The sequence below is a fragment of the Klenkia taihuensis genome, assembly GCF_900112525.1.
GTDB lineage: Bacteria > Actinomycetota > Actinomycetes > Mycobacteriales > Geodermatophilaceae > Klenkia > Klenkia taihuensis.
Map to the genome: position 1 here is coordinate 946,794 of NZ_FOMD01000001.1, position 14,016 is coordinate 960,809.

19 protein-coding genes are annotated in these 14,016 nt (G+C 75.9%); 13 read left to right on the top strand and 6 right to left on the bottom strand.

The features are described from left to right. Positions 1 to 5: 5 nt before the first annotated feature. The 3 genes from BM158_RS04685 (at position 6) to BM158_RS04695 (ending at position 1,773) form a co-directional block, all read left to right on the top strand. Entirely contained in the window at positions 6 to 458 is a 453-nt protein-coding gene (locus BM158_RS04685; RefSeq protein ID WP_278247547.1) for a helix-turn-helix domain-containing protein, read from the top strand. Beyond that, positions 455 to 1,414 carry a hypothetical protein gene (locus BM158_RS22635; protein ID WP_268247918.1) on the top strand — a complete coding sequence of 320 codons (960 nt, stop codon included), beginning with the start codon at positions 455 to 457 and terminating at the stop codon, positions 1,412 to 1,414. Before BM158_RS04685 ends, BM158_RS22635 begins: the two co-directional genes overlap by 4 nt. Before the next feature lie 71 nt (positions 1,415 to 1,485). Beyond that, complete coding sequence (locus tag BM158_RS04695) at positions 1,486 to 1,773, top strand: DUF2516 family protein (protein WP_091555095.1); 288 nt, start codon at positions 1,486 to 1,488, stop codon at positions 1,771 to 1,773. 60 nt (positions 1,774 to 1,833) lie between these two features. Here BM158_RS04695 and BM158_RS04700 read toward each other — a convergent pair whose 3' ends face one another. The 3 genes from BM158_RS04700 to BM158_RS04710 are packed head-to-tail and all read right to left on the bottom strand — an operon-like array spanning position 1,834 to position 3,790. Next, complete coding sequence (locus tag BM158_RS04700) at positions 1,834 to 2,028, bottom strand: PspC domain-containing protein (protein WP_091555097.1); 195 nt, start codon at positions 2,026 to 2,028, stop codon at positions 1,834 to 1,836. Positions 2,029 to 2,069: 41 nt separating this feature from the next. Next, a complete protein-coding gene (locus BM158_RS22640) occupies positions 2,070 to 2,930 on the bottom strand; it encodes a spermidine synthase (RefSeq protein WP_091555099.1) in 861 nt (286 codons plus the stop codon). After that, positions 2,927 to 3,790: a class I SAM-dependent methyltransferase gene (locus BM158_RS04710; protein ID WP_091555100.1), complete on the bottom strand. Its 864-nt coding sequence runs from the start codon at positions 3,788 to 3,790 to the stop codon at positions 2,927 to 2,929. The genes BM158_RS22640 and BM158_RS04710 overlap by 4 nt, the downstream gene beginning before the upstream one ends. Before the next feature lie 26 nt (positions 3,791 to 3,816). Between BM158_RS04710 and BM158_RS04715 the strand changes: the two genes are divergently transcribed. Then, complete coding sequence (locus BM158_RS04715; protein ID WP_091555103.1) at positions 3,817 to 4,833, top strand: UDP-N-acetylmuramate dehydrogenase; 1,017 nt, start codon at positions 3,817 to 3,819, stop codon at positions 4,831 to 4,833. Positions 4,834 to 4,916: 83 nt separating this feature from the next. Here the strand turns inward: BM158_RS04715 and BM158_RS04720 are convergent, their stop codons facing one another. Continuing rightward, the gene (locus BM158_RS04720) at positions 4,917 to 5,687 is read right to left on the bottom strand and encodes an SDR family oxidoreductase (protein WP_091555105.1); all 771 of its coding nucleotides are present in this window, start codon (positions 5,685 to 5,687) and stop codon (positions 4,917 to 4,919) included. A gap of 71 nt (positions 5,688 to 5,758) precedes the next feature. Here BM158_RS04720 and mshA point away from each other — a divergent pair, with 71 nt between their 5' ends. The 6 genes from mshA (at position 5,759) to BM158_RS04750 (ending at position 10,547) form a co-directional block, all read left to right on the top strand. After that, positions 5,759 to 7,114 carry a D-inositol-3-phosphate glycosyltransferase gene (mshA, locus tag BM158_RS04725; protein ID WP_229827647.1) on the top strand — a complete coding sequence of 452 codons (1,356 nt, stop codon included), beginning with the start codon at positions 5,759 to 5,761 and terminating at the stop codon, positions 7,112 to 7,114. After that, positions 7,111 to 7,611, top strand: a complete 501-nt coding sequence (locus BM158_RS04730; RefSeq protein ID WP_091555107.1) for a type III secretion system chaperone family protein — start codon at positions 7,111 to 7,113, stop codon at positions 7,609 to 7,611. The genes mshA and BM158_RS04730 overlap by 4 nt, the downstream gene beginning before the upstream one ends. Next, entirely contained in the window at positions 7,608 to 9,119 is a 1,512-nt protein-coding gene (locus BM158_RS04735) for an MFS transporter (RefSeq protein WP_229827646.1), read from the top strand. The genes BM158_RS04730 and BM158_RS04735 overlap by 4 nt, the downstream gene beginning before the upstream one ends. Positions 9,120 to 9,181: 62 nt before the next feature. Next, the gene (locus tag BM158_RS04740; RefSeq protein ID WP_091555109.1) at positions 9,182 to 9,517 is read left to right on the top strand and encodes an ArsR/SmtB family transcription factor; all 336 of its coding nucleotides are present in this window, start codon (positions 9,182 to 9,184) and stop codon (positions 9,515 to 9,517) included. Further along, complete coding sequence (locus BM158_RS04745; RefSeq protein ID WP_091555111.1) at positions 9,514 to 9,990, top strand: SRPBCC domain-containing protein; 477 nt, start codon at positions 9,514 to 9,516, stop codon at positions 9,988 to 9,990. Before BM158_RS04740 ends, BM158_RS04745 begins: the two co-directional genes overlap by 4 nt. Next, positions 9,987 to 10,547: a maleylpyruvate isomerase N-terminal domain-containing protein gene (locus BM158_RS04750; protein ID WP_091555112.1), complete on the top strand. Its 561-nt coding sequence runs from the start codon at positions 9,987 to 9,989 to the stop codon at positions 10,545 to 10,547. The genes BM158_RS04745 and BM158_RS04750 overlap by 4 nt, the downstream gene beginning before the upstream one ends. A 1-nt stretch (position 10,548) precedes the next feature. Here BM158_RS04750 and BM158_RS04755 read toward each other — a convergent pair whose 3' ends face one another. Then, positions 10,549 to 11,262 (bottom strand): YoaK family protein, encoded by a 714-nt coding sequence (locus BM158_RS04755; protein WP_207506178.1) that lies wholly within the window; start codon positions 11,260 to 11,262, stop codon positions 10,549 to 10,551. Between the two features lie 130 nt (positions 11,263 to 11,392). On the opposite strand from BM158_RS04755, the gene BM158_RS04760 reads away from it, so the two are divergent. From BM158_RS04760 to BM158_RS04770, 3 genes are read left to right on the top strand one after another with little or no spacing between them, the layout of a single operon-like run. Then, the gene (locus BM158_RS04760) at positions 11,393 to 12,016 is read left to right on the top strand and encodes a hypothetical protein (RefSeq protein ID WP_091555116.1); all 624 of its coding nucleotides are present in this window, start codon (positions 11,393 to 11,395) and stop codon (positions 12,014 to 12,016) included. An 18-nt stretch (positions 12,017 to 12,034) separates the two neighbouring features. Then, positions 12,035 to 12,334: a hypothetical protein gene (locus BM158_RS04765; protein ID WP_091555118.1), complete on the top strand. Its 300-nt coding sequence runs from the start codon at positions 12,035 to 12,037 to the stop codon at positions 12,332 to 12,334. Between the two features lie 13 nt (positions 12,335 to 12,347). Beyond that, positions 12,348 to 13,106, top strand: a complete 759-nt coding sequence (locus BM158_RS04770; RefSeq protein ID WP_091555120.1) for a phosphoglyceromutase — start codon at positions 12,348 to 12,350, stop codon at positions 13,104 to 13,106. A gap of 120 nt (positions 13,107 to 13,226) precedes the next feature. Here the strand turns inward: BM158_RS04770 and phoU are convergent, their stop codons facing one another. Next, on the bottom strand, positions 13,227 to 13,889 hold the full coding sequence (gene phoU, locus BM158_RS04775; protein ID WP_091555122.1) for a phosphate signaling complex protein PhoU: 663 nt from the start codon (positions 13,887 to 13,889) through the stop codon (positions 13,227 to 13,229). Positions 13,890 to 14,016 lie beyond the last annotated feature (127 nt).

The following is a 14,016-nucleotide window of genomic DNA, read 5'->3' on the forward strand; positions in this document are numbered from 1 at the left end:
ACGGCGTGCAGAACCCGTCGGAGATCGTCAGCCAGGTCCGCGACAGCGTGACCCACGCTGCGGTCGAGGCCACCACCGTGGGGTCGCAGGTCGGTTCCCAGGTCGGTGACTTCATCCGCACCCAGCGCAACGCCGCCCAGGTGTCGTTGCGCGAACTGGCCCGCAGCGCCGGGGTCAGCAACCCCTACCTCTCGCAGGTGGAGCGGGGACTGCGCAAGCCGTCGGCGGAGATCCTGGCCCAGATCGCCCGGGGCCTGAAGATCTCCGCCGAGACGCTCTACGAGCAGGCCGGGATCCTCGACCGCCGGTCCGGCACGCCGGACACGGTCACCGCGATCCGGTCGGACCCGGCGCTGAGCGAGCGGCACAAGGCCGTGCTGCTCGACCTCTACGAGTCCCTCGCCAGTCCCCCCACCCCGCAGAACACCCCGCTCTCGAACAAGGAGGAGCACCCGTGAACGCCACCGAGGCCCGCGAGCTCACCAAGAAGCGCGCCCAGCGCACCGTCCGCGACGTCCAGCTGACCGCCAAGGCGGCCGGCGAGTACGCCGTCAGCACCGGCCGCACCGGCGTGCTGGCCGCCATCGGCGCCGGCGACGTCGCCGTCGACCGCGCCCGCACCGTCCTGGAGACGCTGCGCGGTCGCGCCGAGGCCCTGCCCGGCGAGGCCCAGGCCCAGGCCGACGCCGCCGTCAAGGAGGCCCGCGCCCGCGCCGAGGCCACCCGCGAGCGGGTCACCTCGCTGTTCGGCCAGGCCCGCACCCGCGCGGGGAGCGCGGCCGACCGCGCGCAGGACGCCGCCCGCCCCGAGGCCGTCAAGGACACCGCCACCGAGGTCCGCGGCACCGTCACCACCCTGGCCGGCGCCGTCCGCGACCAGGCGCTGACCATGGTCACCGGCCTGGCCGCCCGCGGCGAGGAGGTCGTCGACGACCTGCGCCGCCAGCCCGGCTTCCGCAACCTGGTCGGCACCGCCGAGCGCGCCGTCGACACCGTCGAGGACGCCCTCGAGGACGTGCTCGACACGACCGACGAGACCGTCGGCGAGACCGCCGACGAGGTCACCTCGGTCGCGCAGAGGACCAAGTCCGAGGCCGGCGAGGCCGCCGACGAGGTCACCTCCGCGGCGCAGAGGACCAAGGCGCGCACCAGCAAGGCCGTCACCGAGGTCAAGCGGGACGTCCGCCGCGAGGCCCGCTCGGCCAAGCGCTCGCTGCGCTCCACCGCCGGCACCACCACCCAGGCCCCGGCCAAGCGCACCCCGGCCAAGCGGACCGCCGCCGCCACGGGCACCAAGGCCACCCCCGCCAAGGCCGCCTCCGCCAAGGCCACCGCCCCGTCGGCCCGCAGCAGCGCGCCGTCGGCCTCGAGCAACGCCCCCTCGGCGTCCAGCTCCGCCCCCAGCTCCAGCTGAGCACGACCGCAGGGCCCGCAGCGCAACCGCCGCTGCGGGCCCTGCGGTGTCCCCGCAGCTACGCTGGGCGCATGGCGGGTTTCGACAACGCGGTGTTCGCGGTCATCCTCTACGCCGTGCTCGCCCTCGGGGCCTGGGCGACGGTCGACGCGATCATCCGCCCGGCCGCCGGATACGTGGCCACCGGCAAGCTGAGCAAGCCCGCGTGGGTGGCCATCACCGCCATCGCGACGCTGGTCGTCTACGCCTTCGGCGTGCTGTCGTTCCTGGGCCTGCCGGCCATCGTGGCCATCATCGTCTACCTGGTCGACGTCCGGCCGGCCCTGCGCGGCCTGCAGTCGGGCAACAGCAGCTGGTGAGCTGCCCGCGGCTCAGCCGCGGCACCCCTGCGCGGCTCAGCCGCGGCACCCCTGCGCGGCTCAGCCGCGGGGCATGACCACCCAGAGCAGCAGGTAGGCGATGAACTGCGGCCCGGGCAGCACGCAGGAGATCAGGAACGCCGCCCGGACGACGGTGCGGGACAGCCCGAAACGGCGGGCCAGGCCGGAGCACACCCCGGCAATGACCTTGTGCTGGGTGTCGCGGGCGAAGCTGCGCGGAGCCGGGGAGGTCATGCCGACACCGTAAGGTCGCCCGCTGGCAGGCGCCTGGTGGATCAGCCGAAGATGCCTGGTGGGGGCTCCGGCGACGCCACGGCCGCATCGTCGGCGACCGGCAGCGACGTCCCCACGAACGCGTCCAGGTCCTCGCCCGCGACCACCCGTGAGGGCATCGGGTCCCCGGCGCAGCGGCGGGTCAGCGCGGCCACCGGGAGCTCGGCACCCGAGGCGACCGCGACGGTGTTGCCGTGCCGGCGTCCCCGCAGCGTGCCGGGCTCGGCGGCCAGCAGCACGTGGCCGAACACCGCCCGCAGGGTCGCGGCCTGGGTGCGCAGGAAGCGCAGCGGCGGGCCGTCGGAGACGTTCCACGCCGTCACCCCGCCCGGCCGCAGCACCCGCGCCACCTGCGCGGCGAACTCGGTGCTGGTCAGGTGCGCCGGGGTGCGCGCACCGGCGAACACGTCGACCAGCACCAGGTCGGCGCTCGCGTCGTGCATCGCCTCCAGGCCCGCCCGGGCGTCGGCGGCCCGCACCCGGATGCGCGCCCCGCGGGGCAGCGGCAGGTGCTCGCGGACCAGCTCGGTCAGCGGCTCGTCGACCTCCACCACCCGCTGCCGCGAGCCCGGCCGGGTGACCGCCACGTACCGGGGCAGGGTCAGCGCGCCCCCGCCCAGGTGGACGACGTCCAGCGGCGCGCCCTCCTCGGCGGCCAGGTCGACGACGTGGCCCATCCGGCGCACGTACTCGAACTCCAGGTGCGCCGGGTCGTCGAGGTCCACGTGCGACTGCGGGACGCCGTCCAGCATGAGCACGTAGCTGCGGTCGCGGTCGGCGTCCCCGAGGATCTCGGCCACCCCGCCGGCCACCGCCACCTGCCCGGGCAGGACGGGGTGCTCGGGCGCCCTGCGCCTGCTCACGGGGCGGGCGCGACGGCGGACCAGCGGACGGTCACCTCGCCGTGCCGCCAGCGCCGGGTCGAGCCCACCAGGGGCCAGCCCTGCGCGGCCAGCGCCTCCACGGCGGCCACCCACCGCTGCCGCGGGCCGAACGTCGACAGCCCCGCCGCCGACGCCCACGCGGTGTCGAAGGCGGTCAGGAACCCGTGCACCGGCTGCCCGGGGACGTTGTGGTGGATGAGCGCCTTGGGCAGCCGCTCGGCCAGGTCGGAGGGCCGGTCGATGTCGGAGGGCCGGACGGCGAGGGTGAGGGTGAGCGGCCCCGACTCGTCCAGCGCCACCCAGCAGGCCCGCCGTCCCCACTCGTCGCAGGTGCCCTCGACCAGCAGCCCGCCGGGGCCCAGCGCCGCGCACATGGTCTGCCAGGCCCGGGCCGCGGACTCCTCGTCGTACTGGCGCAGCACGTTGAACGCCCGCACCAGCACCGGCGCCAGCCCGGCCAGCTCGAAGCCGCCCACCCGGAAGTCCACCCGCGGCGGGTCCCGGTCGCCGGCGACCGCGGCCACCCGCTCGGGGTCGATCTCCAGCCCGACGACCTCCAGGCCGTCGACCTCGGGCCCGAGCCGGTCGACCAGCTCCAGGGTGGTCACCGCCGAGGCGCCGTACCCCAGGTCGACCACCAGCGGGCGGGCCGCGTCGCGCAGCCGGGGCACCTGGGTGGCGAGCAGCCAGCGGTCGACCCTGCGCAGCCGGTTGGCGTTGGTGGTGCCGCGGGTGGGCAGGCCCAGCGCGCGGGCGCGGCCGGCGGCCAGCCGGGGCTGCCTGCGGGTCGGGGGCAGCACCGCCTTGGCGGAGTGGTCCCGCCCGTGGTCGCTGCTCACCGGCCCGCAGCGTAGTCGCGGCTAGCGTGGGGGCCGTGCAGGTGCATCAGGGAACCCGGCTGGCCGACCTCACCACGCTCGCGGTGGGGGGTCCGGTGGACCGGTTGGTCGAGGTGCACGACGCCGACGAGCTGGTCGCCGCGGTGCGCGGCGCCGACGAGGCCGGCCGGCCGCTGCTGGTGCTGGGCGGGGGCTCCAACGTGGTCGCCCCCGACGCCGGCTGGCCCGGGGACGTCGTCGCCGTCCGCTCGCGCGGGATGGTGCGCACCGGCGACTCGCTGGAGGTCCAGGCCGGGGAGCCGTGGGACGACCTGGTCGCGCACACCGTCGCCGAGGGCCTGGCCGGCATGGAGGCGCTCTCCGGCATCCCCGGCAGCACCGGGGCCACGCCGGTGCAGAACGTGGGCGCCTACGGCCAGGAGGTCGCCCAGACCATCACCGCCGTGCGGGTGCTCGACCGCCGCGACGGCACCGTGCGCACGCTCTCGCCGGGCGACTGCGGGTTCGGCTACCGGGACTCGGCGCTGAAGCGGGACCCCGGCGTGTTCGTCGTCCTCACCGTGACCTTCGGGCTGACCGCCTCGGAGCTGTCGATGCCGGTGGGGTACGCCGAGCTGGCCCGGCGGCTGGGCGTCGAGGTGGGGGAGCGGGCGCCGCTGGCCGACGTCCGGGCCGCGGTGCTGGAGCTGCGCCGCGGCAAGGGCATGGTGCTCGACCCGGCCGACCCCGACTCGCGCAGCGCCGGCTCGTTCTTCACCAACCCCGTCGTCCCGGCGTCGATGGCGGTCGAGGGGTGCCCGAGCTGGCCGGCCGGGGACGACGTGAAGCTGTCGGCGGCGTGGCTGGTGCAGCACGCCGGGTTCGGCCGCGGCACCCGCGACGGCCTCGTGGGGACGTCGTCCCGGCACTCGCTGGCGCTCACCACCGAGCCGGGCGCCACCGCCGACGAGCTGCTCGCCTTCGCCGGCCGCGTCGTCGACGCCGTCCGCGAGCGGTTCGGCGTCACCCTCGTCCCCGAGCCGACCGCGGTGCGCCCCTCCTGACCCGGGCACGGCCCGGGTATCGGAAGCTCCACCCGAGCGAACGGGCCCGTCGGGACGGGTAGAGCTTCCGGTACCCCGGGGGGTCAGGGCTCGCGGTGCACCTTGTGCTGGGCGGCCTGGGCGCGGGGGCGGACCACCATGAGGTCGACGTTCACGTGGTGCGGGCGGGTGATCGCCCAGGCCACGCAGTCGGCGACGTCCTCGGCGACCAGCGGCTCCCGCACGCCCTCGTAGACCTTGGCGGCCTTCGCGGCGTCACCGGTGCGGTTGAGCGCGAACTCGTCGGTCCGGACCATCCCGGGCGCGATCTCCACCACGCGCACCGGCTCGGCGACCAGCTCCAGCCGCATCGTCTCGGCCAGGGTGTGCACGCCGTGCTTGGCCGCGGTGTAGCTCGCGCCGCCCTCGTAGCTGACCAGCCCGGCGGTGGAGCCCATGAGCACCACGTCGCCGGCGCCGGAGGCGCGCAGCGCGGGCAGCAGCGCCTTGGTCACCCGCACGGTGCCCAGCACGTTGACCTCGAAGGCGCGGGTCCAGGAGGACAGGTCGGCCTCGGCGACGGGGGCGGCGTCGAACGCGCCGCCGGCGTTGTTGACCAGCACGTCGACCCGGTCCAGCGATCCGGCCAGCGCGGCCACGGACTCGTCGCTGGTCACGTCGAGCTCGACCGCGCGGCCGCCGATCCGCCCGGCCAGCTCGCTCAGCCGGTCCAGCCGGCGGGCGGCCAGGACGACGTCGAAGCCGTCGGCGGCCAGCCGGGTCGCGGTGGCCGCGCCGATGCCGCTGGAGGCACCGGTGACCACGGCCACACGACCGGTGCCGGGGAAGGGGAGCGACGGGGTCTCGGCAGGCATGCCCCCAGTCTGCTGGTGCAGGATGGGGGGCCGACAACGCGCCCGCCCGGGGCGCCCGCGGGAGGAGTGGCGTGCCTGGTCGTCGCCCCCTGCGCCCGGTGGGCCAGCGGCACGGGCGCGTCCCGCTGCCGCGCCGGGTCGCCACCCTCAGCGTGCACACCAGCCCGCTGGACCAGCCCGGGGCCGGGGACGCCGGGGGGCTGAACGTCTACGTCGTCGAGGTGTCGCGCCGGCTCGCCGCCCGCGGCATCGCCGTCGAGGTGTTCACCCGGGCCACCTCCTCGGAGCTGCCGCCGGTGGTGGAGATGGTCCCCGGCGTCACCGTGCGGCACGTGTCCGCCGGCCCGTTCGAGGGCCTGGGCAAGGACGACCTGCCCGCGCAGCTGTGCGCGTTCACCGCCGCGGTGCTGCGCGAGGAGGCCCGGCACGAGCCCGGCCACTACGACGTGCTGCACAGCCACTACTGGCTCTCCGGCCAGGTGGGCTGGCTGGCCCGCGACCGGTGGGGCGTGCCGCTGGTGCACTCCGCGCACACGCTGGCCAAGGTGAAGAACGCCGCGCTGGCCGAGGGCGACGCCCCCGAGCCGCGGGCCCGGGTGATCGGCGAGGAGCAGGTGGTGGCCGAGGCCGACCGGCTGATCGCCAACACCGCCGAGGAGGCCCGCCAGCTGGTGCGCTGGTACGACGCCGACCCCGCCCGCACCCTCGTCGTCCCGCCCGGGGTGGACCTGGACCGGTTCACCCCCGGCGACCGGGCCGCCGCGCGCCGCGCGGTCGGGGTGGCCGACGACGCGCTGGTGCTGCTGTTCGTCGGCCGCATCCAGCCGCTCAAGGCCCCCGACGTGCTGCTGCGCGCCGCCGCCCGGCTGCTGGCCGACGAGCCGGCACTGCGGAGCCGGCTGCAGGTGCTGGTGGTCGGTGCGCCCAGCGGCAGCGGGCTGGCCGAGCCCCGCCGGCTGCAGGAGCTCGCCGTCTCCCTGGGCATCACCGACGTCGTCCGGTCCGTGCCGCCGCAGGCGCCCGCCGCGCTGGCCGAGCACTACCGCGCCGCCGACGTCGCCGTCGTCCCCAGCCACAACGAGTCCTTCGGGCTGGTGGCGCTGGAGGCGCAGGCCTGCGGCACCCCCGTGGTGGCCGCCGCCGTGGGCGGGCTGCCCACCGCGGTCGACGACGGGGTGTCGGGCGTGCTGGTCCCCGGCCACGACCCGGCCGACTACGCCGCGGCCATCCGCAAGGTCGTGGAGCAGCGCGAGCTGCTGTCGGCCGGGGCCCGCCGGCACGCCGAGCGGTTCAGCTGGGACCGCACCACCGACTCCCTCGTCGACGCCTACGCCGCCGCCATCGGCGAGATGCGCGCGGTGGTCCGGCCGCCCCGCGACCGGGTGCGCGCCGCCGTCCGGGCGTTCTCGGTCGGGGGGTCGCGGTGAGCACCGTCGCCGAGCTGGAGCGGGTGGTCGACGCCGCGCTGCGGGAGGCCGAGCTGGTCTACGAGCACCCCGCGCCCGGCCGGTTCCTGGTCGACCTGCCCGGCACCAAGAAGCTCAAGACGGTCTGCGGGCTGGTCATCGGGGAGCACGGGCTGCGCGTCGAGGCCTTCGTCTGCCGGCAGCCCGACGAGAACCGCGAGCAGCTGTGGACCTGGCTGCTCCAGCACAACGCCCGGATGTACGGCGTCGCCTACTCCATCGACGCCGTCGGCGACGTCTACCTGACCGGCCGGGTCAGCGCGGCCTCGGTGACGGCCGAGGAGGTGGACCGGCTGCTGGGGGCGGTGCTCAGCTACGCCGACGACCACTTCAACACCATGCTCGAGATCGGCTTCGGCACCTCGATCCGGCGGGAGTGGGACTGGCGGGTCAAGCGCGGTGAGTCGCTGCGCAACCTGGAGGCGTTCGCCGACTTCGTGCGCCGACCGCGGGAGTGACCGACCGGCCGGCGGGCTACGAGCGCCGCTGGTGGGTGCTCACCACCATGATCGTCTGCCTCATGGTCGTGATCATGGGCAACACGGTGCTCAACGTGGCCCTGCCGACCCTGCAGCGCGACCTCGCCGCCACCCAGAGCCAGCTGCAGTGGGCGATCGACGCCTACATCCTGGTCTTCGCCGGGCTGCTGTTCAGCTGGGGCGTCATCGGCGACCGGATCGGCCGCAGGCGCGCGCTGCTGCTGGGCCTGGGCATCTTCTCCCTGGGGTCGGTGCTGGCCGCCGTCGCCGGCTCCGCCGGGGAGCTCATCGCCTGGCGGGCGCTCATGGGCGTCGGCGGTGCGGCGGTGCAGCCGGCCACGCTGGCGGTGATCAGCAACGTCTTCCCGCCGGGGGAGCGCAGCCGGGCGATCGGCATCTGGGCCGGGGCGGCCGGCATCGGGATCGCCGGGGGCCCGCTGGCCGGCGGCCTGGTGCTGGAGCACTTCTGGTGGGGTGCGGTGTTCCTGCTCGGCATCCCGGTCGCCGCGGTGGGGGCGGTCGGTGTCCTCACCCTGGTGCCGGAGTCCAAGGACCCGGCCCCGGGTCGGCTCGACGTCCCCGGGGTGCTGCTGTCGATCGCCGGCCTCGGGGCGCTGGTGTTCGGCATCATCCGCGGCGGCGAGGGGGTGGGCTGGACGACGCCGGGCGTCCTCGGGCCGCTGCTGGCCGGGGTGGCGCTGCTCGGGGTGTTCGTCTGGTGGCAGCGGCGCACCGACCACCCCGCGCTGGACGTCTCGCTGTTCCGGCTGCCGGCCTTCTCCGCCGCGGCCGGTGCGCTGGCGCTGAACTTCTTCGCGCTGCAGGGCGCCACCTTCTACCTCGTCTACTACCTGCAGGGCGCGCTGGGGTTCTCGCCGCTGCAGTCCGGCGCGACGCTGGTGCCGATGGCGGTGGCCATCGCGATCGCCTCGCCGCGGGCCTCGCGGCTGGCCGACCGGTTCGGCGCGAAGCTGGTCTGCGCGGCCGGGTTCGGGCTGATGGCCACGGCGTTCGCGGCCAACCAGCTGCTCGACCTCGAGGCGCCGGTGTGGCTGGTCCTGGCGGTGCTGTTCGTGCAGGGCCTCGGCCTGGGCTCGGTGCTGGCCCCGGCGACGGAGTCGATCATGAGCGTGGTGCCGCGGGAGAAGGCCGGGGCCGGGGGAGCGGTGAACAACACCGTCCGGCAGGTCGGCGGCGCGCTCGGCGTGGCCATCCTGGGGTCGCTGGTGGCCGGGGTCTACGCCGCGCGGCTGGGCGACGCGGTGGACGTGCTGCCCGAGGCCGCGCGCGAGCAGGCCCGGCAGTCGGTGGTCGCCACGCTGGAGGCGGTCCGTGTCACCGGGGCCACCGAGCTGGTGCAGCCGGCCCGGGAGGCGTTCGTGGCGGCCATGCACGTCACCGCGATCGGGACGGCGGCGTCGGCCGCGTTCGCCGCCGTCGTCTGCCTGGTCTGGCTCCCCGGACGCCGTCCGCAACCGATGGGTTGACAACTCTTCACCGGTGACGTCATCCTGACTTCGGCAACCGATCGGTTGCAGAAGGAGGGCCGATGGCCGACCAGCTGTCCCGGGTGTTCGCCGCCCTGGCCGACCCCACCCGGCGCGACATGGTCGCCCGGCTGACCGTCGGCGACGCCACCGTCGGGGAGCTCGCCGCGCCCTACGACGTCAGCACCCAGGCCGTCTCCAAGCACCTCAAGGTGCTCGAGGGCGCCGGTCTGGTCAGCCGCAGCCGGTCCGCCCAGACCCGACCGGTGCACCTGGAGGCCGAGGTGCTGGACCTGATGACCGCGTGGATCGAGCGGTACCGCCGCCGCGCCGAGGAAAGCTTCACCCGCCTGGACGCCGTCCTGGCGGAGCTCACCGCCGAGGAGGACCCGTCATGACCACCGCCACCCAGGCCCGGATCGAGGCCGACCCCGCGCTGCCGATCATCCGGATCACCCGCGACTTCACCGGCACGGTCGAGCAGCTGATGCGCGCCCACCTGGACCCCGACCTCTACGCCCGGTGGGTCGGCCCCGACGACACCGCCACCCGGATCGACGTCTGGGACGCCCGCGACGGGGGGTCGTGGCGGTTCACCGGGGTCCGGGAGGGCGAGGAGTGGTCCTTCCGCGGCTGCTTCCACCGCATCGGCACCGACACGATCGTGCAGACCTTCACCTGGGAGGGCATGCCCGAGGACGTCGCCCTGGAGACGCTGCGGTTCGAGGACCTGGGCGGGGGCCGGGTCCGGCTGCACGCGCAGTCGCTGGTGGACTCCTTCGAGGGCCGGGACGCCTGGCTGCGCAGCGGCATGGAGACCGGCGTGGACCAGGGCTACGCCAAGCTCGACGCCCTGCTGGCCGCGGCGTGAGCGCGCTCGAGCGGTTCGACCGGGTCACCGGCCGGTTCACCGAGGTCGTCGCCGGCGTCCCCGACTGGGCCGCGCCGGCCCCGGTCGAGGGCTGGACGGCGGCCGACGTGGTGGGCCACCTGGTCGACTGGCTGCCGGGCCTGCTCGCCGCGGACGACGTCGTGCTGGCCGTGGAGCGGACCGGTGACCCGGCGCACGACTGGGCGCGGCACACCACCGCCGTCCGGGCGCTGCTGGCCTCGCCGCGCGCCGCCGAGCCGTTCACCCACCCGCACCTGGGCACGCTGCCGCTGGCCGACGCCGTCGACCGGTTCTGGACCACCGACGTGTTCCTGCACACCTGGGACCTGGCCGCGGCCAGCGGGCAAGACGCCGGGCTGGACCAGGCCGAGTGCGCGCAGCTGCTGGCCGGGATGGAGCCGATGGACGAGGTGCTGCGCGCCTCGGGCCAGTACGGGCCGGAGGTCGAGGTGCCCGCCGACGCCCCGGCTGTCGACCGGCTCATGGGCTTCGTCGGCCGCGACCCCGCCTGGCGGCCCGCACCCCGCACCGCCTGAATCAGCCGGCCGGCCGGGTCCAGGCGGCCCGCGAGCGACCCGCCACGACGGCTGCACCCAGGGCGACGGCGTGCAGGACCGCGACCAGCGCCAGGCCGGCCACGGGCCCGGGACCGAGCACCACGAGCGCGCCCACGCCGGCGCCCACGAGCATCGCCACCACGGCGGCCAGTCGCCGCACCACGGTCGCGGTGTCCCGCCGGCGCAGGTCGGCGCCGATGCCGGTCAGCGTCATGGTGAGCACGGTGGTGGTCAGGTCGGGGACGGCGAGGTGCCGCACCACGGAGTTCTGCACCCCGAGCGCGAGGGCCAGCGCGGCGAGGACCACCAGCTGGGAGCCGGTGCCCCGCGCGGACGCCGCCACCGCGAGGGCCACCGCGACCAGCACCAGCTGCACCACCAGGGCGTCGCGCAGGAGCCGGCCGCGGTGGTCGGCGCGCCGGAGCAGCAGCTGGCCGGTGGCGGCCGCGCCCACGAGGAAGGCGCCGAGCGCCAGCACCGACCCCGCCAGCGAGAAGCCCGGCGCGCCGGCCAGGGCGAAACCGGCGAACACGACGTTGCCCGTCATGTTGGCCACGAAGACCCGGCCGAGCCCCAGGATGGACACCGCGTCCACGACCCCGGTCGCCACGGTGAGCAGCACGAGGACCGCCGGCAGCGGGCCGTGCCGGGGGTGGCGGAGGTAGCTCCCGACCAGCGTGCCCTCCGTGCCCACCGGCCGATCCTGCACCCGTCCCGCTCCCCGTGGCCGAGAACCCGCGCCGGCGGACTGGCCCCGGCGCGGTCGGCCACGTACAACGGAGGAGGTCGTCCACCACCGCGGCCGTCGCCGACGAGAGGACCGCATGGCCGCCCGGAACCGCCGACCGCTGCTGCGCGCCACCCTCGGCGCCCACCTGGCCGGCGAGGTGGACCCGATCGCCACCACCGAGGCCGCCCGCGGGGTGGCCTACGCGCTGGTCGACCGGGCCCGCGACAGCGACGACCCCGAGGTCACCCGGCGGCTGGTGCGCCTGGCCGACGACCAGGGGCTCGACGAGCTGGCCGAGCTGTGGGCCGACGCCCCGGCGGTGTCGCTGCCCGGGGCCCTGTGGCGGCTGTACCTGCTGCGCGCGTGGGTGCAGCGCGACCCGGTGTCCGCGGCCCGGCAGTTCGGGGCCGGCCAGGGCCGGGTGCTTCCCCGCGAGGTCGTCGCCGGCCTGGCCGACCCGCCCGGTCCCGACGGCGTCCGCGACCTGGCCGACGCCGTGCTCACCGGCGTCTTCGAGGGCGACCTGGACGTCGCCCTGGACCGCGCCGCCGCCTTCTGCTGGGTGGTCGCGGGCGGACGGGCCGTGCTGGCCGACGACCTCGACGACGCCGACTCCGCGGCCGCCGACCGCGTCACCCGCGGCGGGCACGCGCTGGCCCGCACCGCCGACCAGTTGGCCGCCGCGGCCCGCCGCTGGCGGGCGGGCACCCTGACCTGAGGCCTACCGTCGACGGCGATGGCCGACGAGACGGAGCTGCGCAGCCGCACCCGCGCGCTCACCGGAGTGGTTGGTGCGACCGCGCTGGTCTACCCCCTCCTCGTCTGCGCGGTGCAGGTGGCGCTGGCCCAGTTCCTCATCGACGACCCCGGTGCCGCGGTCGGCTGGGGGACGGCAGGGACGGCGCTGTGCGTGGCCGTGGTCGCGGTCATCCGCTGGAGCACCGGGCGCCGGGTGCGCAGCCCCTGGCTGCTGGCCGGTCTGCTGCCGCCGCTGCTGTTCGAGGCCTGGCTGCTCTGGCCCCTGCTCACCGGGTGAGCCGTCGGGCAGGATGGGCGCCGTGACCGGAACTCTGGTGCTCCTCCGCCACGGCGAGAGCGAGTGGAACAAGGCCAACCTCTTCACCGGCTGGGTGGACGTCGCGCTCTCCGAGAAGGGCCGCGCGGAGGCCGCCCGGGGCGGTGAGCTGCTCAAGGCCGAGGGCCTGCTGCCCGACGTGCTGCACACCTCGCTGCTCAAGCGGGCCATCACCACCGCCGAGCTGGCGCTGGCCGCGGCCGACCGGCAGTGGATCCCGGTGACCCGCTCCTGGCGGCTCAACGAGCGGCACTACGGCGCCCTGCAGGGCAAGGACAAGGCCGCCACCCTCGCCGAGTACGGCGAGGAGCAGTTCATGACCTGGCGGCGCAGCTACGCCACCCCGCCGCCGCCGATCGACCCGGGCGACGAGTACAGCCAGGACGCCGACCCCCGCTACGCGTTCCTGCCCCCGGAGGCGCGGCCGGCCACCGAGTGCCTGGCCGACGTCGTCGTCCGGATGCTGCCCTACTGGTACGACGCGATCGTGCCGGACCTGCGGGCCGGGAAGACCGTGCTGGTCACCGCGCACGGCAACAGCCTGCGGGCGCTGGTCAAGCACCTGGACGGCATGGGCGACGACGAGGTGGTGGGCCTGAACATCCCCACCGGCGTCCCGCTGCGCTACGACCTCGACGACGACCTGCGCCCGACCAACCCCGGCGGCACCTACCTCGACCCCGAGGCCGCCGCCGAGGCGATCAAGGCCGTGGCGAACCAGGGCAAGAAGTGAAGGACCCCGTCGCCCCCCACCACGAGCGAGCTCGCGGCGGGACCCTGCGACGGGGCCGTTCCAGCACTGACTGACGAAGGGCCCCGGGACGGCGTCCCGGGGCCCTTCGTCGTGGTGGGGTCAGCTGGCGGCGGCGACGGGGAGCGGGCGCTCGCCGGTGACCAGGTAGACCACCCGGCGGGCGACGCTGACGGCGTGGTCGGCGAAGCGCTCGTAGTAGCGGCCCAGCAGGGTGATGTCGATGGCCGACTGGATGCCGTGCGGCCAGGCGTCGTCGAGCAGCTCGCGGAACAGCTGCTGGTGGCTGCGGTCCATCAGGTCGTCGTCGGCCTCGAGCTGGGCGGCGGCCGCGACGTCGCGCTTGGCGATGATGGCGCCGGCCTGGGCGACCAGGCTCTCGGCGGTGTGGCCCATGTCGAGGAAGACCGGGCGGACCTCCTGCGGCACCGCGTGGTCGGGGAAGCGCATCCGCGCCACCTTGGCGATGTGCTGGGCCAGGTCGCCCATCCGCTCGAGGTCCTGCACGGTCGCCATGGCGGTGGTGACCGAGCGCAGGTCGGTGGCGACCGGGGCCTGGCGGGCCAGCAGGGTGAAGCAGCGGTCGTCGACGTTCTCGCGCACCGCGTCGATGTGCGCGTCGCCGGCGATGACCAGGTCGGCCAGCGCGACGTCGGCGTCCAGCAGCGCGGTGGTGGCCTTGCTCATCGCCGAGCCGACCGAGTTGGTCATCTCCACCAGGCAGGTGGTGATGTCGTCGAGCTCTTCGCGGTAGGTGTCGCGCACGGTTCCCCTCCAACGCGTCCCCGGGCCGCGCCCGGGGCAGTCGTCCGGGGCGCGGCGCAAGCCGGGTGGCTGCGGCTCGGCGGCCCCGCAGGCGAGTCTAGGGAGCAGCGGCGTCCGGCGACGGGGC